17 protein-coding genes and 1 tRNA gene are annotated in these 21,178 nt (G+C 54.5%); 10 read left to right on the forward strand and 8 right to left on the reverse strand.

Translation table 11 applies throughout. The annotated features are described in order from the left end of the window. Positions 1 to 192 precede the first annotated feature (192 nt). Genes OQV00_RS03710 through OQV00_RS03725 form a run of 4 tightly spaced genes read left to right on the forward strand, consistent with a single transcriptional unit; the run spans position 193 to position 5,092 of the window. The gene (locus tag OQV00_RS03710) at positions 193 to 2,031 is read left to right on the forward strand and encodes a DUF2264 domain-containing protein (protein WP_088883663.1); all 1,839 of its coding nucleotides are present in this window, start codon (positions 193 to 195) and stop codon (positions 2,029 to 2,031) included. Beyond that, entirely contained in the window at positions 2,028 to 3,308 is a 1,281-nt protein-coding gene (locus tag OQV00_RS03715; protein ID WP_044349570.1) for an oligosaccharide MFS transporter, read from the forward strand. Before OQV00_RS03710 ends, OQV00_RS03715 begins: the two co-directional genes overlap by 4 nt. A 13-nt stretch (positions 3,309 to 3,321) precedes the next feature. Further along, a complete protein-coding gene (locus OQV00_RS03720) occupies positions 3,322 to 4,512 on the forward strand; it encodes a glycoside hydrolase family 88 protein (RefSeq protein ID WP_004867610.1) in 1,191 nt (396 codons plus the stop codon). A gap of 22 nt (positions 4,513 to 4,534) precedes the next feature. Further along, a complete protein-coding gene (locus tag OQV00_RS03725) occupies positions 4,535 to 5,092 on the forward strand; it encodes a DJ-1/PfpI family protein (protein ID WP_015585722.1) in 558 nt (185 codons plus the stop codon). A 124-nt stretch (positions 5,093 to 5,216) separates the two neighbouring features. Here OQV00_RS03725 and OQV00_RS03730 read toward each other — a convergent pair whose 3' ends face one another. The 6 genes from OQV00_RS03730 to OQV00_RS03755 are packed head-to-tail and all read right to left on the reverse strand — an operon-like array spanning position 5,217 to position 11,254. Further along, positions 5,217 to 6,227, reverse strand: a complete 1,011-nt coding sequence (locus OQV00_RS03730) for a fimbrial protein (RefSeq protein ID WP_015585723.1) — start codon at positions 6,225 to 6,227, stop codon at positions 5,217 to 5,219. Next, complete coding sequence (locus tag OQV00_RS03735; RefSeq protein ID WP_044349574.1) at positions 6,227 to 6,745, reverse strand: fimbrial protein; 519 nt, start codon at positions 6,743 to 6,745, stop codon at positions 6,227 to 6,229. Before OQV00_RS03735 ends, OQV00_RS03730 begins: the two co-directional genes overlap by 1 nt. Further along, complete coding sequence (locus tag OQV00_RS03740) at positions 6,736 to 9,270, reverse strand: fimbria/pilus outer membrane usher protein (protein WP_163980618.1); 2,535 nt, start codon at positions 9,268 to 9,270, stop codon at positions 6,736 to 6,738. The genes OQV00_RS03735 and OQV00_RS03740 overlap by 10 nt, the downstream gene beginning before the upstream one ends. 12 nt (positions 9,271 to 9,282) lie before the next feature. Continuing rightward, the gene (locus OQV00_RS03745) at positions 9,283 to 9,963 is read right to left on the reverse strand and encodes a fimbrial biogenesis chaperone (RefSeq protein ID WP_015585725.1); all 681 of its coding nucleotides are present in this window, start codon (positions 9,961 to 9,963) and stop codon (positions 9,283 to 9,285) included. A gap of 52 nt (positions 9,964 to 10,015) precedes the next feature. Then, entirely contained in the window at positions 10,016 to 10,600 is a 585-nt protein-coding gene (locus OQV00_RS03750) for a fimbrial protein (RefSeq protein ID WP_004867599.1), read from the reverse strand. A gap of 51 nt (positions 10,601 to 10,651) precedes the next feature. Continuing rightward, complete coding sequence (locus tag OQV00_RS03755; protein ID WP_004867594.1) at positions 10,652 to 11,254, reverse strand: helix-turn-helix domain-containing protein; 603 nt, start codon at positions 11,252 to 11,254, stop codon at positions 10,652 to 10,654. Positions 11,255 to 12,562: 1,308 nt separating this feature from the next. Here OQV00_RS03755 and OQV00_RS03760 point away from each other — a divergent pair. From OQV00_RS03760 to OQV00_RS03780, 5 genes are read left to right on the forward strand one after another with little or no spacing between them, the layout of a single operon-like run. Then, entirely contained in the window at positions 12,563 to 12,889 is a 327-nt protein-coding gene (locus tag OQV00_RS03760) for a hypothetical protein (RefSeq protein WP_064356660.1), read from the forward strand. A 45-nt stretch (positions 12,890 to 12,934) separates the two neighbouring features. Next, entirely contained in the window at positions 12,935 to 13,495 is a 561-nt protein-coding gene (locus tag OQV00_RS03765; RefSeq protein WP_064367897.1) for a TorD/DmsD family molecular chaperone, read from the forward strand. Beyond that, positions 13,485 to 15,761: a molybdopterin-dependent oxidoreductase gene (locus OQV00_RS03770; RefSeq protein ID WP_266279859.1), complete on the forward strand. Its 2,277-nt coding sequence runs from the start codon at positions 13,485 to 13,487 to the stop codon at positions 15,759 to 15,761. The genes OQV00_RS03765 and OQV00_RS03770 overlap by 11 nt, the downstream gene beginning before the upstream one ends. Then, positions 15,758 to 16,315: a 4Fe-4S dicluster domain-containing protein gene (locus OQV00_RS03775; protein WP_048023379.1), complete on the forward strand. Its 558-nt coding sequence runs from the start codon at positions 15,758 to 15,760 to the stop codon at positions 16,313 to 16,315. The genes OQV00_RS03770 and OQV00_RS03775 overlap by 4 nt, the downstream gene beginning before the upstream one ends. Continuing rightward, positions 16,315 to 17,082, forward strand: a complete 768-nt coding sequence (locus OQV00_RS03780) for a dimethyl sulfoxide reductase anchor subunit family protein (protein ID WP_004867579.1) — start codon at positions 16,315 to 16,317, stop codon at positions 17,080 to 17,082. The genes OQV00_RS03775 and OQV00_RS03780 overlap by 1 nt, the downstream gene beginning before the upstream one ends. A gap of 583 nt (positions 17,083 to 17,665) precedes the next feature. On the opposite strand, the gene OQV00_RS03785 is transcribed toward OQV00_RS03780, so the two are convergent. Together OQV00_RS03785 and OQV00_RS03790 are read right to left on the reverse strand one after the other, a co-directional pair. Then, positions 17,666 to 17,741: transfer RNA gene (locus OQV00_RS03785), tRNA-Phe, on the reverse strand. Positions 17,742 to 17,846: 105 nt separating this feature from the next. Then, positions 17,847 to 18,560, reverse strand: coding sequence for a DUF554 domain-containing protein (locus tag OQV00_RS03790; protein ID WP_004867576.1), 714 nt, complete (start codon positions 18,558 to 18,560; stop codon positions 17,847 to 17,849). Between the two features lie 437 nt (positions 18,561 to 18,997). Between OQV00_RS03790 and OQV00_RS03795 the strand changes: the two genes are divergently transcribed. Next, positions 18,998 to 21,154 carry an ornithine decarboxylase gene (locus OQV00_RS03795; protein ID WP_044346282.1) on the forward strand — a complete coding sequence of 719 codons (2,157 nt, stop codon included), beginning with the start codon at positions 18,998 to 19,000 and terminating at the stop codon, positions 21,152 to 21,154. The last annotated feature ends 24 nt before the right edge of the window (positions 21,155 to 21,178 follow it).

Consider the following 21,178-nt stretch of genomic DNA (forward strand, 5'->3'; position numbering starts at 1 on the left):
TCATTTGCAATTTATCCCCCCGTCTGCGTGAAATATCCAGCAAAAATGAAATGGCGGTTTAATTTTGTGATTGTGCTCACTTAGCCGCACAAATAAAAGCGACTATTCTTCCTCCTGTTGACGTATAAACAATTTTATAAAATCGAAATAACAATAACTTATCTAATTCTCGTGTCATGACGGGAGGACCTTTTGCAACCTGAAAATATTCATCTGACCAACCCTTTAAGAACCCGCAACGACCTCCGGCAGCTGGTTAATGAGCTGCTGAATGCCGTGTCGCCCAATTTTAAAAATGATGCCAGCCGTGTCGATCTGGCGAATTTCACCGCCCATTACGGGCAACAGGTGGCGAGTATGGAAACCTTCTCGCGTCTGCTGTGGGGCGTCACGCCGCTGCTGGCCGGCGGCAGCGAGCCGTCACAGTTTTCTTTCTACCTGCAGGCCATTAAAAACGGCACCAACCCGCAGCATGCCGATTACTGGGGAGAAGTGAACCCCTACGATCAGCGCATCGTGGAGATGGCCGCCTATGGTCTGCTGTTAGCGCTGGCGGGCGATCGCGTGCTGGCGCATTTCAACGAGCAGGAGAAAACCCATCTCTGGCGCTGGTTAAAACAGAGTGAAACGCAGGCGATCCCGGACAATAACTGGCACTTCTTTCCCATTCTGGTACAGGTCGGTTTTCATCACGCCGGGATGCCGACTAATCCTCAGGTGCGGGAAGCGCATTTTAGCGCCATGGAGGGCTACTACCTGGGCGACGGCTGGTATTCCGATGGCCCGGACAGGCCGCGGGACTATTACATTTCGATGGGCTTTCACTTCTACGGGCTGATTTACGCGAAGCTGATGGCCGATATCGACCCGCTGCGCTGCGCTGAACTGCGTCATCGGGCGCTGCTGTTTTCCGCAGACTTTATCCATTTTTTTGCCGACGACGGGGCGGCCGTGCCGTTTGGTCGCAGCCTGACCTATCGCTTTGCTCAGGCGGCTTTCTGGAGCGCGGCGGCTTTTGCCGGGCTGGAGGCGTTCTCCCCGGGAGTGATCAAGGGCATCGTCCTGCGCCATCTTCGCTGGTGGCTGAAGCAACCTCTGTTCGATCGTGATGGCGTGCTGAGCGTGGGCTATAGCTACCCGAATCTGATCATGGCGGAGGATTACAATGCGCCGGGTTCTCCCTACTGGGCCCTGAAAACCATGCTGGTTCTGGCGATGGGTGAGGATGATCCCTTCTGGCTGGAGCCGGAGCTGCCGCTGCCAACGATCGCCGCGCAGCACAGCATTAAGCATGCCGACCAGGTGCTGGTGCATCAGACCGATCACCTGTGGATGCTGACCTCCGGCCAGCTTGAGCTGAATAACTTCGTCAATACCGAAGCGAAATACTGCAAGTTTGCCTACTCCACGCGCTACGGATTCACCATTGAGCGCGGGCGCTATGGGTTAAGTCACGCTGCGCCTGACTCCATGCTGCTGCTGTGTGAGAAAGATGATTACTGGCGCGGGCGGCGCGACTGTGACGCGGTGACGACTGCCGATGGCATGATTTATAGCCGCTGGCGGCCGTGGCGCGATGTGGTGATTGCAACCTGGCTTATCGCGATGGGCGACTGGCAGCTGCGCGTACATCGTATCCACACTGCCCGCGCGCTTGATACGGCCGAAGGGGGATTCAGCGTGCCGAACCGCCCCCTGCCTCAGGTGCTGGACGGGGAGGGCGGGTGCCGGATCATCACCCCTGCCGACACGTCGGCCATTCTCTGCCTGAGCCCGCAAAGACGCTGCGGCGAGGCGATACTGACGCCGCCCAACAGCAATCTGTTGTTTGCCGAACGCGCGGCGGTTCCGGTGTTACGCGGTGATTTAGCACCAGGAACTCATCTGTTGTTAAGCGCGGTCTGGGCGGGGAATCCCGACACCTTTGCACCGCAGGGTTGTCCGCAGGCCTTCATTGGCGATGATGCTGTACGCTTCGTGACGGCACAGGAAGAAAAACATCTCACGCTGTCCCCGGAGAACGTCCTATGACCCCTTCATCCTCTGTGCGTGGCGCACAGTACAAAATGAGCGCCTTTATCTTTCTCTACTTTTTTACCTGGTCCTCCAGCTTTGGCCTCTACGCGCTGTGGCTGAGCCAGAAAGTCGGCCTCGATAGCATCACCATCGGCAGCGTATTCGCCATCAACGGCGTGTTCGCGGTGATCCTGAAGCCGGTCTACGGCTACATCATGGATAAGATCGGTATGAGCAAATGGCTGCTCTATTTTGTCTGTGCCGTGTCGGCCCTGATGGCGCCGTTCTTTGTCTTCGTCTATCAACCCCTGCTGCAAAGCCACACGACGATCGGCATCACCCTTGGCGCGCTCTATTTAAGTCTTGGCTGGTATGCGGGCGTCGCGGCATCGGAATCCTATGCCGATCGTTTTAGCCGGCTGTACGGCCTGGAGTTCGGCCGTATTCGTATGTGGGGATCGCTCGGCTGGGCGATGGCCGCCTCCGTTTCCGGGCTGCTGTTCAACTTCTCGCCGCTGGCTAACTTTCTGCTGAGCAGCAGTACATCGCTCCTGATGCTGCTGGTGTTAATCAGCCTGAAAATTGGCGATGAGCAGCTGCGTAATAACAGCGTGATTTCAGCGAACAAAATCGTTTTTAGCGACGTGATGCAGTTACTGAAAAGCCGCAAATTCTGGATGTTCAGCCTGTATGTCGCCGGTGTCGCATGGATGATGTTTATTGCTGAACAGCAGTTTCCACGCTACTTCGTCTCCTTTTTTGCCACCAAAGAGCAGGGGAATGCCTGGTATGGCTACCTGAGTACCGTGCAGTCCGGGATGGAGTTCGTGATGATGATGTTCATTCCGCTGTTGGTGAATCACTACGGCGCAAAACGGGGGCTGCTGTTCTGCGGCTGCGTTGTCGGGGCCAGGCTGATCGCTTCGGGCCTGACCAGCGATCCGCTGATCATCTCGATTATTAAACCGTTTTATGGCGTCGAAATCGCGCTGTTGCTGATTTCGGTCTTTAAATACATTGCCGAGCACTTTGATCGCCGAGTCAACGCCACGATGTACCTGCTGGGTTATCAGGCGATGATCTACGTGGGTTCAATTGTGGTGGCGCCGCCGGCGGGCTACCTCTACGACAAAATCGGTTTTGAGCATACCTATCTGCTGATGGGCAGCTGCGCCCTGCTGTTTACCCTTATCTCCGCTTTTACGCTTTCGCGCTGCCGCTCTACATGGGACGCATCGCGACCTTTTTCCCCGGCGCTGGACACCAACCCGGTTGAACCGGCCAAACATTAATTCAGGAGTTGTTATGACCAAAAAGGTGATTACCGAAGCCCTCCGTCCCGTCGAACTGTATCAGGTCGACCGGCTGGCGCTGCGCCAGAAGCTCGACGATGCGCTGGCCAGAGTGACCCGCAAGCTCGATAGAAATATTGTCGCATTTGGCGATAAATTCCCGGGCGAGGCCTGTGAGAACGGGATCTGGCCACGCTCTGAAAACGTCGAGTGGACGACCAGCTTCTGGCCGGGCCAGCTGTGGCTGGCGTGGGAAATGAGCGGTAATCCCGCCTATCGCGAGGCTGCCGAGCGCTACTTGCCCTCTTTTGCCCGGCGCATCGAGGAGCGTATCGATACGGCGACGCACGATCTGGGGTTTCTCTATACCCTCTCCTGCGTCAGCGCATGGCGACTCACCGGCAACGAAGCCGCCCGCCAGAGCGCGCTGCTGGCCGCGGAAACGCTGATGGAGCGCTATAACCCGACGGCCAGAATCATTCAGGCCTGGGGGGATCTGAACGACCCCGAACAGCAGGGGCGGATGATCATCGACTGCAATATGAATTTACCGCTGCTCTACTGGGCCAGCGAGCAGACCGGGGACCCGCGCTATGCGCAGGCGGCCACGGCTCATGCGCAACAGGCGGCGCGCTATATCGTGCGTGAAGACGCCTCGACCTACCACACCTACTACATTGACGTGAACACCGGCGAGCCGCGTTTTGGCAACACCCATCAGGGCTATAGCGACACCTCCTGCTGGTCCCGCGGCCAGGCATGGGGCATCTACGGCTTCCTGCTCAGCTATCGCTATACCGGTGATAAAAATATGGTGGAGCTGTCGCGCAGTCTGGCCCACTACTTCCTGAACCGCCTGCCGGAAGATGATGTGTGCCACTGGGATCTGGCCTTGCTCGGTACCGACGCGGTACGCGACAGCTCGGCGGCGGCAATTACCGCCTGTGGCCTGCTGGAGCTGGTCAACGCGCTGCCGGCGCTCGATGGGCATCGCGCGCATTACGAGGAGATGGCGTTGCGTATCGTCCAGTCGCTGACCGATAACTATCTGGCGACCGACGATGACCCGACCGAAGGGCTGCTCAAGCACTCGGTTTATCATATGGGCAGTGGAAAAGGGGTGGATCAGTGCTGCAGCTGGGGTGACTACTTCTATCTTGAAGCACTGGTACGCCTGCGCCAGACCTGGTACTCGTGGTGGTAAGGGCGGAATGGAGAGAGAGAACATGAAAACGGTAGCCGTTTTGTTGGCCCCGGGCTTCGAAGAAGGGGAAGCGATTGTCGCAATCGATGTTTTACGGCGCTTGAATATCCACGTACAGACGATCGCCTGCGCGCAGACGCGGGAGGTCGTCAGCTACCACGCTATTCCGATGATAGCGGACAGTACGCTGGCGGAAAGCACAGACCAGACTTTTGACGCGGTGATCCTGCCGGGCGGGCCAGAAGGGAGCGTCTCTCTGGCCCAAAACGAGCAGGTTATCGCCTTTGTGCGCCGCCACGATGAACTGGGCAAATATCTCTGCCCGATTTGTTCCGCCGCGGCGCGCGTGCTGGGGGGCAACGGCCTGCTGAAAGGCCGCCGCTATGTCTGTTCCGGCGAGCTCTGGCGGCAGGTGACCGACGGCGTCTATGTTGACGCGGATGTGGTGGAGGACGGCAATCTGATTAGCGGCCGGGGGCTCGGGAAGGTGTTTGATTTTTCCCTGACGGTGGCGGCGCGTCTGCAGGGCGATGAGGCGGCGGCCCGTGAGCATGCGGAGCATATCTATTACCGCTGGTAGCGTAGGGCAGGGAGCGTGCCGGTTGTCAGGTGCGCTGAGGTGAGCAAAAACGGGCCCGGGCGATGTCCCGGACCTTTGCGTTCACGCTTATCGTTTTACTCACCACGCATAGTGGGCGGACCGCTCACTGGTAGGAAAAGGTAATACTCGCCAGGGCATTGGCGGAGCCTGGTACCAGAGGACCGGTACGAACGTAGCGCGCCTGAAAGGGCAAAGAGAGCGCCTGCACTGCCGTGGTGGTCTCGATAAAGAACTGATTGGTGGTGCCCGACGCTGAGCTGTCTGGCCCCATCATCAGCGGACCGCTGCCGTTGTAAAAGAACTGAACCCCCACCCCGGAGGCGGTGGAGTCGCCGGTCAGGGTCACGGTGGAGGAGGTGTTTGATGGCGTCGTCTGATCCGTCATTACCGCATAGAGCGCCACCTGTTCGTCGCAGGTGAGGCTGACATTAAATGCGCCTGACGGCGAGGTATCGCCCACGTCGGGTAGCGTACGTACATCAAGGGTACCCAGTTCGACACTGGCGCTGTCTGTGCCGACCGTACAGCCGCTGGCCGTCACCGTCACGGTGGTCGGGTCAATGATCACCTGAGCGGTTTTGGTTTCGTTGTTATACGCCGTCAGGATGGCGGCATTAATGGTCGGGATGGCGTAGACGCCCGTTTTCAGCGCACTATCGGTTTTGATGTAGGTCAGCTTCGCCGACCAGCCTAAATCAAACGCCATGCCGCTGGTGCCCTCGGCGGGATAACTTTGGGTCACCCCGTTCTGTAACGGTATGTAGGTCGAGCCGTTGAAATCTTTCAGGCCAAGAATATAGCCGATTCCGGGAACCCCGGTTGCAAAAACGGTGTAGTTTGCGCCATCAACGTTGACCGAGAGTCCGGCGAGAACCGCGCTGCTGCTCGGTTCGAGCGTGCCTTTGCTACAGGTAAAAATATATCCGCACCAGAACACCTGTTGCACGCTGACCGTGGCGATCCACGTCGAGCCGATGATGTTGCCAGGGACGACGGAATCGGCAGGGCCGGTATAGGTCATCGGCTGCGGAGAGAGCGTAATATCGGATTTCCAGTTCAGGGCAAAAACGTGTGTACTGGCGCACAGCCAGCCGATAAGCAGTAAAAAACGCATCATTGATACTCCGTAGTCCAGGTGGCGAAGGCTGACACTTCTCCGGTATTGACGGCGGCCCCCGTGGCCACCAGTCGCGCATAAAAGGTCATCTGTACGCTTTCATCTCCCGAGATACCGTAGGCCGTGGTTTGGCTTTCTAGCGGCACCTGAATGCCGTCTTTATCGAGGATTTGTACCGCGACTCCGGTTGCGCCGCCGTCTGCGACCTTAATCAGCTGCGGGTTGAGTTCGTCCGGCGTGCCGCTAAAGCGGATCTTCGCTCCGGTAAAGGTGGGGCCGCACTCTTCCAGTTTTAATGTGAAGGCGCTTTTGATATTGCTCACCGCACCCGCTTCGCGAAACTGCTTAATACCGATGGTGCCCAGCGGAACGCTCTGTTCTTTGGAATCCGCGGAGACGATGCAGGTATTGCCGATTAAATGACCGCTCACCGAGACCAGAACGTCATAGCCGTAAGCGGGGACAGTCAGGACAACAAACAGCGCGATAGCGGGCAGGCGGGTTGTTACTGGCATATCACCTCCTGTGAATAGAGGCCGGTGCGGGGGTTATAGTCCTGCTGACGCAGACGATATTTAACGCTGCAGCTTTTGCCGCTTTCCTGTCCCCAGACGGCGTGCAGCGTGCCTTCAAGAGGCAAGCCCGGCAGATACAGGCTGCCGGCATCGCCAACGATACTGCTGGTTTGCTCATCGGCAAGCGATACCACGGCGCCAAACGGTAGCACCTCATGGTGGCGACGAATGACGAACAGGGCTTTAGCCCCCTGGCGCGTGACCATAGTGGCCCGCACCAGCGCGCCATCGGTCGGCGTTTTGCTGACGATGGCGTTCTCCAGCTCAACGTCATTTCCGGCGGTAGTGACATCCAGCGCCACCTGATTGACGCGATACGGCGTGGCATAGGGGATCACCGCATAGCCTCGGCTATCGGTTTTGATGCCTTTATGGTTGAGCACCGACACGTTGCCGGCCCCTGGCGCTTTGATCAGAATATTGGTGTTTCCCAGCGGCTGGCTCAGCGTCAGACCATCTTCATGAAGAACCGCGCCGCCGCTCATGCCGTAGCTCAGGTTGCGCGAGTCGCGGGAGTAGCTATAGCCTATGTTGTAGTCTCCCCATGGACCTGCGTACTGTAAGGCGGTATCGGCGCCGTACTGTTGCTGCGCGCTGTAACGCTGATTGACGCTATAGAACACATTCTCCATACCGGGCAGGTAGCCGCTGAGGCCAGCGCTATTGCTCGCTCCCGTTGAGCCGGCATGCGTGGTGGTGAAGCGTGCGCGGGTCGCCAGCTGTGGCGTGCCAAAAGGGACGGAGAGCGACAGGGCGAAGATATTTTCATTCTGGTTAGCGAACAGGTTACCGCTGCGTTGAAAACTGACGCCAACGGCGACATGACGGAACATGGCATTCCACGCCAACTGTATGCTTTGCGTCTTGTCAGAGGTATGCCAGTAGGTTTGCTGATCCCATGACAGCGAGAGCGAGCCGAATCTGCCCATCGGCTGCGACAGCAGCAGCTGGTTTTTCGCTTTGCGCAACAGATGCAGGTTATAAAGATTCTCATAACGGGTAGTGACGCTACCGTCAGCCTCGACTACCTGTTTTGCTACACCGCCCTTCATCCCTTTGTAGGCCGTATCGCTGAGGGTATAGAACCCCTGAGTAGAATAGCGCAGCGAATAGAAATTAAAGCGCGTGCCAAAGTCGTTGAGCCGTTTGCCGTATCGCAGGCGCAGGGAATCTCCGCTGTAGCGACGCTCGTTCGCCAGCCTGCTGTTCGCGTGAGTGACATCCAGCGAGTAGGCGCCAAAGCGCCCGAGATTTTGCCCTACGCCGAGCGCCAGCCCGCGATAGTTTGCAGACAGCTGCGCGCCGCCGTAAAAAGTGAGGCCGTGCTGCCAGCCGTAAAATAGTTCGCTTTGGGCGAACGACGGGGAGTCCTGATTGCCGACGGGACGAAACTTCCCGGCATTGAAGGCATACTTCAGCTGTCCGGAACGTACCAGGTTCGGTACGCTGGCAAACGGAACGGTGTACTGGGTTTTGCTGCCGTCGCTCTCCTGAATGGTCACGGATAAATCGCCGCCCGATGAAGTGGGGTAGAGATCTTTCAGGATGAAGGCCCCGGCGGGGACGTTTGTCTGATAAATAATGTTACCGTTCTGCCGTACGGTTACGGTGGCATTACTCCGTGCGATACCGCGAACTTCCGGCGCGTACCCACTCAGGCTGGCGGGCAGCATATTGTCATCTGTTTTCAGCGTTACGCCGCGCAGGCCTACGGCATCAAAAAGTTGTGCGGAAGTGTAGGTCTCTCCGACGTAGGCCTGAGCGCTCAGAGCGGGGATATCCCGTTGGAGCCAGGTTTGCACGTGGGTAAGCTTATTGCTCTGTTTAGTCCACGTGGTGTAATCGCGCAGCCGCCACGCCCCGAGGTTCACGCCGCTGTTCAGGCTGGCGAAGAGCTGGCGATCGCGGATCCGCGTGTCGCCGCGAAACTCATTCCTGGAACCGTTGACGATATAGTTCATCCACGCGGCGTGGATACCGTACTCCCAGCTTTCCTGGCTGACATAGCCCCTTGGCAGATTACGCATAACGCTCTGCGGCAGGCTGAAACTGAGGGCGAGCGTTTTCTGGTCGAAATCAAAGCGGGCGCCCGGGAAGAGCGCGTCTAAAAAATAGCATGGCCGGGCCAGCGGCAGCGCTTCGTCTTTGGCCTGACGGCTATCGATACCCAGCGCAGCTATTTGCGCTGGCGTGACGCAGGGCAGGGCTTCGTCTTGCCCCTTGCTCCGGTCGATGCTGAACTTCACGTTGCCGGTGAAAGCGTAATTGTTATTAATATAAACATTAATATTGTACTCGCCGGGCGGTAACGCATTCCGCGCATTGACCCATGAGAGATCGGCGATGTTCTCGTTCTCACCGCTGAGGAAAGCAGGATTAAACTGCAAATCGCTCTCTGCGGCGGCGACATGCTGTATGACCACGGCATGGACCATGGCCATGGCGCAAACGGTTTTTGCTTTCACACGGTCATACCTTTATTTTTGAGTTAGCGACACGCTGTTGATGGGCGTCCAGGCGCCATAATCATTGATGGTCTGGTAGCTTGCTGTACTTGCCCGAGCGAACGACTCCGCCAGGGTTACGCTTGCCTTTGGCGGCACCATTACCGGTTGAACAGGCTTGCCGTCGATTTTTAAATTGATGGTGGTGAGGTAATACGGCGTTGTGTTATTGAGCGTGACTTTTCCGGCGCGATAGTGGGCGGTTATTTTTTTCCACGCCTCGTTAACATCGCCGATGAGGCCTGCCGGGCGGTAAAAGACTTTTATGCGGTTTGCCGAAGCAAATTGCAGAGAGTTGCCGGACGTATTGTGACTCTGCTGCGGAATCGCTTTGACCGTCATCCAGTACAGCGTTTCCCGGTCCTGCGGCAGCGATTTGCCGTTAAACATCATTTTCACCGCGCTTTCGGACGCGGGTTTTAAAACATACAGCGGAGGTGTGATGATAAAATCATTCGAGCGGCTCCCTTGTTCATTCTCGATCCACGACTGGATAAGGAAGGACGAATCGGGGTGGGTATTCCTGATTTGCAGCATCGACTGGGTGGTGGCGCCTGAGTAAACCATTCGCGTTGCGCCCAACCCCACTCCGCCTGCATGCGCTGCCGATGAACACAGCGCGGCGGCCAGACAAATCCATGTTAATGAGCGCATAGTGCCTCTCCTGATAGTGAGTCGGGCCTGGCCTTCTGACCAGGCCAGAAGATTACGAATAGGTCACGGTATAGGTCGCAACGGCGCTGGCATCGCCCGCAGTGGCATTACCCTGCGGCGAATAGTATTTCGCGCTGAAGTTCAGGGTGTTTGAGCCACTACGCAAGACGACAGGCGCTGCGGCTTCACCCAGTCTCACGACGTTCCCCTGTTCGTCATACAGACGAATGGCGACATTTTGCGCGGATGCGCTGCTGCCGTTAGAACCGACGGCCAGGCTATCGGCATCGGCGTTGTCCGGCGTGCCGGTAAAGGTCACTGCAACGGTGGTGGCCGGGATAGGGTTCTCTTCCGTTGAGGCGGAGGTATCGGCGATTTCGCAATCCTCAAGAACGATGGAGAAGGCTTTTGCCGTGCTGGCTTCGCTACCGGCAGCGGCGAGCGTAGCGGTACGGACTTCCCCCAGATTGACGTCAATATTGGCACTGTTGGCGCTGATGGCGCAGGCAGAAGTGACGACGCTGCCGTTGAAGTTGACGGTGCCCCCGCTGGTGCCTGCTGCCAGCGCTGAGCCGAATGGCAGCAAAGCTGCAACGCCTAATGTCAGCAACATTTTATTATTTACACGAGTCTTCATTATCTTGATTCCATAGTTTGCTATTAAGGGACGGTATCTGAAATGACGGGGTTAGCTGGTTAAAAAGACCAGCAGGTCCGTCTTATTTCTGAGACCTAGTTTTCTTATCGCTGAGTTTTTTAAGGCGCTGACACGGCGATATGAAAGCTTCTCGAGTTCGGCGATGTAACGTATATCCAGGCCATTGCGAATTTTTTTTAATACTCGCCATTCGCCTGGTGTCAGTGATAACGCCACGGGTTTGGTTTTCGGTCGATAGCGGCTATCCACCATTTTTAATAAGTTGGCTCGCCAGTGATAAATCGGATCCTGTAGCGAGATATAGGCGTCAATTTCACCATGTACCCACAACAAAGAGTTCGCCGGGGTAGAATACATACAGACAAATACCTCCGGATAATTCGCCTTGATTTTTTTGATGTAGCTCAGGCAATCAAATCCGGCATGATATTTTTCAGCGCCGGAGACAAAGAGAATATCTATCGAGGTCGTTGTTAAGAGGTTATCAAGTAGCGAATAATCACTATCGGACGTTTCTATCCGAATATCAGGAGTAATACCTTGTAATAATGTGACGATGCCACAACGGGCAAAGCGGTCACCTCCTATTAAGGCAATGTTATAATTGCTTTTTAATTCAAGTTTATTCGCCATGTTGTTCCTTAACTGATCATCATGAGGTGCCGTTGTATCGGTATGGCTGATATCACCTTCGTCGTGGCTTTATGATTTCGTTTAACTGTCACTATACCCGGAGGGAAAGTAAGGTAATCTGAATTAATCTTAATTTATTTTAATTATGAATGAGTCTTGATCTATCAATGTGCTCTATGGAACGCGTCCGTCTCACTTTTTAGCTGTCACGACAATGATACTGTGCTGCGGAACGTGTGACGTTGAACGGTGTTGGGCTGGAGTAAAGTTAGTCTGCGGCAGTCCGAAAGTCTGGTTTCTGATGCCGGACGCCCGCTGACATCGGCACTTATGACGGTTTTCACCGGGCGGTATTGAAAAGAGTATGAAATCAATTTATTGATTTAATTTGTTTTATATTGTCCTGACGGGCATTTGCGATGTGCGGACCTGAAGGCGTGGACTGACTGACCAGTGTGGCTGTTTTTTGTACGATCTGAATCTACTTAAGAAGCGACTTAAGAAAAAATAAGAACAAAAAGGCCTGCGTCAGTCTGGCGCAGGGCATCTTTATGCGCCAATTTTAAAATAACCAGACGTCGGTGTTAGACTGCTCCGGGTATTTAAACCGATTGCGAAATTCACCGTCACTGCATATCACCCGCTATGTTATGTCAGCACGAATTATCAGGTATTTGTTGTTTGTCAACCCTCTCTGCCCTTTCATTGTCTTCTCCGCATATTTCAGGTATCGCCGTGTCGATATTGTTTTCTCTGACCTGATCCCGACTTGATGTTCTGTCAGACGATAACAACCGGGCAGCATCATTGATAAACGGAGAGAAACCTGTCGTTAACCCATTTATTCCTGTGCTCGCCACTGTTTCTGAATATGGCTGGCCTGTCCCTGTTTGTTTTACCGATGAGCCCATCATCTGATGCTGAAAAAAGAAGCGAACTGATACCGTAATAGAGCGGGTTTAGTGTCTGAACAGGAGGTTTTTTAGTCTTCCAGGATCATAAGATTGAACGATAATTTCAATTGTCAGCGAAGTGAGAGCCTGGGTTTGTATTTTAACCCAGGGCCAGATTCTCGACTGGTGCTGTGATTTTAGATGTAGTGTATTATTAGTAAATCGGAGTCAGTGGTTTTTGGTTTGTTCGAATCTTTCGGGTATTTATTTGCATGCATATTTTGCGGGCAGGGAGCCGTATGTCTGAAATACTGACAGGGAATATTTTATGACAATTGAATGTGAATGAAGTGAGAGGTTTCTGGCGATTTATTAATAGCAATTAAGTCTTTCGTTCAATTAAAAGGATTGTTTTATGAAACTGAATAACGTTTTTTCTGCTCTGGTACTGGCGTCGGGTCTGGCTACTTTTGGAGCGCAGGCCGACCAGGGGAGTGGTATGGGACTGGGGATGACCGGTTTTGCAACTGATATTCGATATCGATGCTCCGGCTTAATCTTTCTGCGCAGAAAGTCTGCGAGGCTGACTCTTATTAAACTGAATCTCATTTGCATTATGCATGTTACAGACGTTCGCGTCATTTTGTTACACAGATTACAGAATAAGGAAAATCAGAATTTTATCTTCTGGCTTTCGTTTCTGAGTCAAAGAAATAACTATTCTCGAACTCTTAGAATTTAACTCTTTGTAGTTATATTTTTCAAATGAATGTAATGGCGGGTTTTTATGGTTGATATGCATGAATCACTGATGCCTTTTGAAAAGACGGGTTTGCTGTTCCGCAACTTTTTTGCTTATGGCGAGAGTCACTATCTTAAACAGAATTGGTCTGAACTCTCTTTTTCGCCAACGGAGCTGAATGCAAAACAATGGCTTGAGGTTGAGTATGATTTCAACCGTTTGTTTGTCGGCCCTTCGGCCCTTCTGGCTCCTCCATATGCCTCCGTTTATCTTGGCGATGAGCCATTGGTTCTGAGGGCTACTACGCTGGATGTTCGTGAATTGATGCAGACTTTGGGAGTAAAGGTAAATCGTGATGAAAATACTCCTGACGATCATATTTCTTATGAACTGGAATTAGTTGTTCTGCTGTTAATGAATGTAAGGAGAAATGCTGGATTTTTACCTTTCCTGCAGCGGTTTTTCTCACAGCACTTAACGCTGTGGGTGCCTGTATTTATCGAGAAAATAACAAATAACGCCAGTACAGCGCTGATGCGTAAGTCTGCGTTGGAATTATCACATTGGTTTGACGAATTAAAAACGAGAGTATGCTATGAGCAATGAGCCAAATAATCTAAATCGACGTTCCTTTATTAAAGGATTAATTGCAGCCGGAACCCTCACCGTTCTACCAGGAGGGCTTCTCTCTTCACGCTGCGCGTTTGCTCAGCCTCCGATCCCCTTTAATCCGAAAACGTATTATGTTTATCGCAATGCCTGCCCGCGCAACTGTTACGACACCTGCAGCCTGAAAACGTGGGTCAAGGACGAGGTGATCACTTTCGTGGACGGCGCGACGGAATCCACCTACACCAGCGGTGCGCCCTGCGTGAAAGGACTGACCTATCCACGTCGCGTATACAGCCCCGATCGCATCAAATATCCGATGATTCAGGATGGCCGTGGTAGCGGCAACTGGCGACGTATTTCCTGGGATGAAGCGATGCAAAAAATCGCTCACAAAATGTTGGAAATCAAAAAGAAAGACGGCTCAATGCTTGGGCTTGCGCTGTCGAAGTATTCCGGCAACCTTGGAGTGATGGGCTATGCCGTGGAAGGAATGATGTCATCACTTGGATACACTACGCGATTCGCCGGCACCCCCTGCTGGCCTGCCGGAATTGATGCGCAGAACTATGACATGGGCGATATGTGGTGCAACGATCCGGAAGATTTTGTGAAGGCAAAGTACATCATCATCTGGGGAGCAAACCCCGCCTGGTGCGCTATGCACAGCATGAAGTACATCTATCAGGCACGGGAGAAGGGGGCGAAAGTGGTCGTCATCGACCCACTGTTAACCCAAACTGCGGCAAAAGCCGATTTATATCTGCGTATACGCCCTGGCTCAGATGGTGCGTTGGCGCTCGGCATGTGCCGCTATCTGCTTGATAACGGGCTGGTAGATCGGGATTTCGTTAATAACTATTCACACGGCTATACCGAATTTGAAGCGTACCTGCGTCAGCAGGTGACCGTTGAGTGGGCAGCGGAAATTTGTGGGCTATCCGCGGACGTGATTCGTACTCTGGCGGAAGAGTTTACAAGGGCTAAGCCTTCGACAGTGTGGATTGGCTACGGGATGCAGCGGCATGTGAATGGAGGCGTAAATGTCCGCGCAATTGACGCCTTTGTGGCGATGACCGGCAACATCGGTCTGGAAGGAGGCGGCGTACGTTACGGTCATCTGCAAACCTGGGGATTCAACTATGCGCTGATGTCGCACAAACCACCTGCCGGATCTATCGGCATAAAAGGTGCTGGCGGCCCGGTCGGCGAGTTTGTCAGCGATAGCGCAGAGGAGAGTGAATATTCCGATCGCGCGCTGAACATCAACCAGACGGCGCAGGGCATTCTTGATGCCTCCGAACCACCCGTTCGCCTGCTGTGGGTGGCGTCAAAGAACCCATTCGCGCAGGATTTCGACCGCAACAAGATGGAAAAAGCGTTCGCTAAGCTGGAGATGGTGGTGGTAGTGGATCAGTTCTTCAATGAAACCGTCCAGCATGCGGATATCGTGTTACCCGTGACGACCACCTTTGAGCAGTGGGATGTCTGTTCGTCGTACTGGCACTACTGGTTGTCGGTCAACGAACCGGCCATTAAGCCGCTCTACGAGTGTAAAAGCGACCCGGAAATTGCGGCGTTACTCTCTGCCGCCATCAATAAAATCGAATCCGGCTCCTGCACCTTCCCGCAGGAATTTAACCCGAAGAAATGGCTGGACGAAGAGTTCAACGATGAGCTGGCCACACAGTTTGGTATCCGTAACTGGGAAGATCTGCTCGCAGGGCCGCATAAAGCAAAAATGCCGAGCACGGCAGCCTGGTACGATCGCAAATTCAAAACCCCGTCCGGCAAATATGAGTTCAAGTCAGAACGCTGTGTTGCCAATGGTCATGCGGCACTGCCGGAGTATAAAGAACCCGCGAAAAGCGAGTTGCCATTTCATCTGTTTACCCCCCATCTGCAATACGGCCTGCATTCGCAATTTGTTAATCTCGACTGGATGCAAACCTTCTGGCCAGAGCCGTTTGTCTATATGCATCCGCTGGCGGCGAGCAAGAAAGGGATTGCGGAAGGTGACAAAGTAAGAGTGTTTAATGCCGCAGGCGACGTTGAGCTGAGAGCAAAAATTACCACCAATGTCCCTGAAGACTTCCTGGTGATGTACGAATCCTGGTTTAACAAGCTGAGTTACAACGTACAAAACGTGGTGATGGATACCCCTGCGGACATGGGGAAAATGGCAACCGGCGCGCCAGGTGCCGCTATTCATAGCCAGTTTGTGGATATTTCCCATGCGACAGACAAAGGAGTAGCAGCATGAGGCGTGCATTTTTAGTCAACAGCGATAAGTGTATCGGCTGCCGTGGCTGCGCGATGGCCTGCAAAAGCTTCAACCAGCTGGAGCCTGAACGTTTCTGGCGCTATGTCTATCCGTTAGATAGAGAAATTTATCCACATGAAGAACGCGCTTTTTACTCACTGGCATGTAACCACTGTGAGCATCCGGCTTGCGTCACTGCATGCCCGGTAGAGGCCTATACGCGTCGTGAAGATGGTATTGTGGTACACAATCCCGAGCACTGCATTGGCTGTAAAAACTGTATTCGCAACTGTCCGTACGGTGCGCCTCGCTTCAACGAAGAGACGCAAAAAGCGGAAAAATGCAGTATGTGTTACGAACGTCTGGATATCGGTATGCAGCCAGCCTGCGTCAATGCCTGCCCTGTAGGGGCATTGACGCTTATCGATCTGGATACCGATCCGTTGCCAAAAAACGCCGTTCAGTATCCGCCGGGGTATCCACATATGCCGAAACTCAATCCGGGCACGCGCTTTATTCTGGCCCGTCAGCCTCAGCAGCCGGAGGTCAAATAATGGAACATTATGAACTCCCGTTGGTCATTTTTACGGTGCTCAGTCAGATGTCGGTGGGTATGGCGTTACTGCTGACCTGGGGAACGCTGCGCGGTACGCTGATTACAACACGCATGCACTGGCTGGTGACAGGGTTGGTGCTGGCCGTGGCGTCCATTGCGGCAGTCTTACATCTGGCGCATCCCGATCGTGCGTATGACGCATTGCGCAATCTGAAACATGCGTGGCTGAGCCGGGAAATTCTTGGCGCGACGCTGTATGGCGCTGCGACGGGCGTTACTTTCCTGACTAAAGGGAATAAGGTTTCTGCTGTTATCACATCTCTGCTGGGCGTGGTACTGGTGGCGGTGCAGGGGATGACTTATGCCGCGCCAGCAATGGTCGCGACCGCCAGTGGTGTAACCATGCTGCTGTTCTTTATTACCGTCTGGGTGATGGGCTGCGCGGTGCTGCCTTTGTTGACCGCTGGCACTGCGTTGGCTGCGTTGCGCCAGGGTATTCTGGTTTGTCTGGCTGTGTTGATTGCCGCACCATTGATTTGGCTGAGTGGAGGAACCGTGATGCAGATGACTGCGCACGCATGGCTGACATCACCAGCATATCTTGTGGGTTTGCTGTGCCTTGTCGTGGCTCTGTTGGTGAGCTGGCGTGGAGAAGGGCCGGCAAAAACGGTGTTTGTGCTGCTGTTTGTTGGCATGATACTGAGCAGAATGACTTTCTTTGGCGACACGGTAAGTACAATCGTCAATATTGGTCACTTGTACTGATAACCGACAGTTGGTGACTATCACCAGCCCTGTCGGACTTTTCCCGGCAGAGGGGGATGGTTTGTATGGTATGGCCTGACTATCCCCCTGACTTGCTCTCCGTTGATGAATACACCGCGATGTTAGTTATATCTCCATTCGGCGCTGGCCCCGAAGGGGTGAGCGGCGTGCCGCGAATAATCGAACGGAGTTCGATGGAGAGTCCGTATTGCAGAAAGCAAAAAACCAGCCCTCAGGCTGGTTTCTTTAAATAAATGGTGCCCGGACCCGGACTAACGCCGCAGGCGTTGAACAGCGCGCTTGTCGCGCTGGCCCCGAAGGGGTGAGCGGCGTGCCGCGAATAATCGAACGAAGTTCGATGGAGAGTCCGTATTGCAGAAAGCAAAAAACCAGCCCTCAGGCTGGTTTCTTTAAATAAGTGGTGCCCGGACTCGGACTAACGCCGCAGGCGTTGAACAGCGCGCTTGTCGCGCTGGCCCCGAAGGGGTGAGCGGCGTGCCGCGAATAATCGAACGAAGTTCGATGGAGAGTCCGTATTGCAGAAAGCAAAAAACCAGCCCTCAGGCTGGTTTCTTTAAATAAGTGGTGCCCGGACTCGGAATCGAACCAAGGACACGGGGATTTTCAATCCCCTGCTCTACCGACTGAGCTATCCGGGCAACGGGGCGCATTAAAACCGATTCGCCTCGCTTCGTCAACGAAATTTATTTAAATCGATACAGACTGCACAATCTATCACCAGTTTGAATTAAAAGCACCCGTTTTCAGGTGAAAAAAAACGTCCAGGCCGCTGAAATCGGCATCGCCAGAAGCAGGGCTGGTAGCATGTTAACCACCGCAAACATCTTAATTCCGCAGATGCGCAGCCCGGTCGCCAGCAGCAGCATGCCGCCGACGGCGCTGAAGTCGGCCATCATCATCGGCGTGGTGAGCGGCATGATCAGCGATGCGCAGGCCGCCAGCGTGAGCTGGATCAGCAGCATCGGTACGCAGATAGCTGAAACGGCAAATCCCAGCGTGCAGGCGAAAATCGTGGCGGTGAAAAAGTCGAGAAAGGCTTTGGCGATCAGTATGCTGGCATCGCCGGTCATCCCTTCACGCATGGCGCCGAAAATCCCGGTGCCGCTGGCGCAGAACAGAACAATAATGGCGACATAGCTCTGAATAAACGACGTATTCAACTGCGCCTTTTTTTTGCCCGCTGGCGTGAGCCACTGCTGAAGCTTACTGACCAGAGTATTGGTGCCTTTTTCCATATTGCAGGCTTCGCCAAGCAGCGTGCCGACCAGCGTGGAGAGTACCATCACCGGCAGGTTGGCGCATTTCACGACCAGCAGGATACCAATCCCCAATGAGGCCAGACCAAAAATAGAGGTCATCGATGTCCGAATCCGCTCCGGCAATCGTTGGCTTAACAGCGCGCCCAGTACGCCGCCTAAAAGGACCGCGCCGGCATTAATAAAAGGTCCTGTCACCATTAGCAGTGCTCCTGTTCATTATCCCTGACAACGGCATCATTATGACCCGAAAGCAGGGTAAAGGCCTGCAAATCCGTCGCCTGTTTGCATACCGATTTCATCTTGCGCAGCTATGTCAAAGGTGACATTATTGCGCGAATTTTCTTCTCTTCAACGATGAGGCCGCCGATGATCACCCCATCCGTACATCAGCATTGCCGCTGCGCGCAGATGCGTAAGCCGTCTCATCTTGCTACTCTGCATTCTGATTCCCTGCCCCCCATGCGGTGAAGGCAGCGCATGCTCACTGCAGGACAACAGTAAGATCGGACCCGGTCTGCTTTTACTGATGTCTGGCGGTCGGAGCTGGAATCCAGTCGGACCCTGACATTTCGTTGGGCAAGGCATCAGCGCCTTGCCTGAAGCCTTTTACTCTCCGGAAACGGGTATTCGCGCTAATGAAATCAATGCACATTGCCGCCAGCCACGCGCTGGTCTCTCATCTCTCTACCCACCGTCGCGTGGTGGCGCTGGACAGTACTGATTTTACCGATGTGGCGGCAGTCGTCATTACCGCAGCGGACAGCCGCAGCGGCATCCTCTCTCTGCTTAAACGCAGCGGCTTTAACCTGCCGGTCTATCTGCTGACCGATAGCGACATGGCAAAGCCAGACGGCGTGACGGCGATCATCGGCGGGAAGGAGCAGGAGTGGCTCGAACTGGAAGCCGCTGCCTGCAGCTATGAAGAGAACCTGCTCCCGCCGTTCTTCAATACCCTGACGCAGTACGTCGAGATGGACAACAGCACCTTTGCCTGTCCGGGGCATCAGCACGGTGCTTTCTTTAAAAAACACCCGGCGGGCCGCCAGTTTTTTGACTTCTTTGGCGAGAACGTTTTCCGCGCCGATATGTGCAATGCCGATGTGAAGCTTGGGGACCTGCTGATCCACGAAGGCTCGGCGAAACATGCGCAGAAGTTCGCGGCGAAGGTTTTCAATGCCGACAAAACCTATTTTGTCCTCAACGGCACCTCGGCGGCGAATAAAGTGGTCAGCAACGCGCTGCTGACGCGCGGCGACCTGGTGTTGTTCGACCGCAACAACCATAAATCCAACCACCACGGCGCGCTGATTCAGGCGGGGGCCACGCCGGTCTATCTCGAAGCATCGCGAAATCCGTTTGGCTTTATCGGCGGCATCGATGACCACTGCTTTGATGAACACTACCTGCGTAATCTGATTCGGGAAGTGGCGCCGGAAAAAGCCGATGCGCCACGGCCGTTCCGCCTGGCGGTCATTCAGCTGGGCACCTACGACGGGACGGTCTACAACGCCCGTCAGGTGGTGGATAAAATTGGCGGCCTGTGCGACTACATTCTGTTTGATTCCGCGTGGGTCGGCTATGAACAGTTTATTCCGATGATGGCCGACTGCTCGCCGCTGCTGCTGGATCTGAATGAAAACGATCCGGGCATTTTTGTTACCCAGTCGGTGCATAAGCAGCAGGCGGGGTTCTCGCAAACGTCGCAGATCCACAAAAAAGATAACCACCTGCGCGGGCAGGCGCGATTCTGCCCGCATAAGCGGCTGAATAATGCCTTTATGCTACACGCTTCCACCAGCCCGTTTTACCCGCTATTTGCGGCGCTGGACGTGAACGCCAAAATCCACGAAGGAGAGAGCGGCCGCCGGCTGTGGGCGGAGTGCGTGGTGCAGGGGATTGAAGCGCGCAAGGCGATTATCGCCAGTTGCAAAATGATTCAGCCGTTTATTCCGCCGGTTGTGGCGGGTCGCCGGTGGCAGGATTATCCTACCGAGACGATTGCCCGCGAGCGGCGTTTCTTCAGTTTTGAACCGGGCGCCCGCTGGCACGGTTTTGACGGTTATGCCAGCGAGCAGTACTTTGTCGACCCGTGTAAATTGCTGCTGACTACCCCGGGCATTGATGCCGAAAGCGGCGAATATACCGGGTTTGGTATTCCGGCGACCATTCTGGCGCACTACCTGCGTGAGAACGGCATTGTGCCGGAGAAATGCGACCTGAATTCGATCCTGTTCCTGCTCACCCCGGCCGAGAGTGCGGAAAAAATGGCCCGCCTGGTGGCGATGCTGGCGCAGTTTGAACAGCATATCGAAGCCGACACGCCGCTGGCCGACGTACTGCCGACTATCTATAACAAATATCCGGTTCGCTATCGCGATTACACCCTCCGCGAGCTGTGCCAGGAGATGCATGACCTGTATGTCAGCTTTGACGTGAAGGATCTGCAAAAAGAGATGTTCCGTAAGCACAGCTTCCCGCGCGTGGTGATGAACCCCCAGGATGCCAACCGCGAGTTTATTCGCGGCAACGTTGAGCTGGTGCGGTTAAGCGAGGCCGAAGGCCGGGTCGCCGCTGAAGGGGCGCTGCCGTATCCGCCGGGCGTGCTGTGCGTGGTCCCGGGAGAAGTCTGGGGCGGGGCGGTGCTGCGCTATTTCCTGGCGCTGGAAGAGGGCGTCAACATGCTGCCCGGTTTTTCACCCGAGCTGCAGGGAGTATATAGCGAGACGGATTCTGACGGCATCAAGCGGCTGTACGGCTATGTCCTGAACCAGGCGGCTATGCGCCTTTCTTAATACCGGACCCTCTCCCGCAGTGTG

Origin of the sequence: Klebsiella sp. DY2415, assembly GCF_026314315.1 — a bacterium.
Classification (GTDB): domain Bacteria; phylum Pseudomonadota; class Gammaproteobacteria; order Enterobacterales; family Enterobacteriaceae; genus Klebsiella; species Klebsiella ornithinolytica.

Coding starts and splice junctions, on each gene's coding strand:
- OQV00_RS03725 (WP_015585722.1), top strand. CDS start 4,535: ATGAAAACGGTAGCCGTTTTGTTGGCCCCGGGCTTCGAAGAAGGGGAA.
- OQV00_RS03790 (WP_004867576.1), bottom strand. CDS start 18,560: ATGGTGACAGGACCTTTTATTAATGCCGGCGCGGTCCTTTTAGGCGGC.
- OQV00_RS03720 (WP_004867610.1), top strand. CDS start 3,322: ATGACCAAAAAGGTGATTACCGAAGCCCTCCGTCCCGTCGAACTGTAT.
- OQV00_RS03775 (WP_048023379.1), top strand. CDS start 15,758: ATGAGGCGTGCATTTTTAGTCAACAGCGATAAGTGTATCGGCTGCCGT.
- OQV00_RS03730 (WP_015585723.1), bottom strand. CDS start 6,227: ATGCGTTTTTTACTGCTTATCGGCTGGCTGTGCGCCAGTACACACGTT.
- OQV00_RS03735 (WP_044349574.1), bottom strand. CDS start 6,745: ATGCCAGTAACAACCCGCCTGCCCGCTATCGCGCTGTTTGTTGTCCTG.
- OQV00_RS03780 (WP_004867579.1), top strand. CDS start 16,315: ATGGAACATTATGAACTCCCGTTGGTCATTTTTACGGTGCTCAGTCAG.
- OQV00_RS03760 (WP_064356660.1), top strand. CDS start 12,563: ATGAAACTGAATAACGTTTTTTCTGCTCTGGTACTGGCGTCGGGTCTG.
- OQV00_RS03750 (WP_004867599.1), bottom strand. CDS start 10,600: ATGAAGACTCGTGTAAATAATAAAATGTTGCTGACATTAGGCGTTGCA.
- OQV00_RS03770 (WP_266279859.1), top strand. CDS start 13,485: ATGAGCAATGAGCCAAATAATCTAAATCGACGTTCCTTTATTAAAGGA.
- OQV00_RS03745 (WP_015585725.1), bottom strand. CDS start 9,963: ATGCGCTCATTAACATGGATTTGTCTGGCCGCCGCGCTGTGTTCATCG.
- OQV00_RS03715 (WP_044349570.1), top strand. CDS start 2,028: ATGACCCCTTCATCCTCTGTGCGTGGCGCACAGTACAAAATGAGCGCC.
- OQV00_RS03755 (WP_004867594.1), bottom strand. CDS start 11,254: ATGGCGAATAAACTTGAATTAAAAAGCAATTATAACATTGCCTTAATA.
- OQV00_RS03765 (WP_064367897.1), top strand. CDS start 12,935: ATGGTTGATATGCATGAATCACTGATGCCTTTTGAAAAGACGGGTTTG.
- OQV00_RS03795 (WP_044346282.1), top strand. CDS start 18,998: ATGAAATCAATGCACATTGCCGCCAGCCACGCGCTGGTCTCTCATCTC.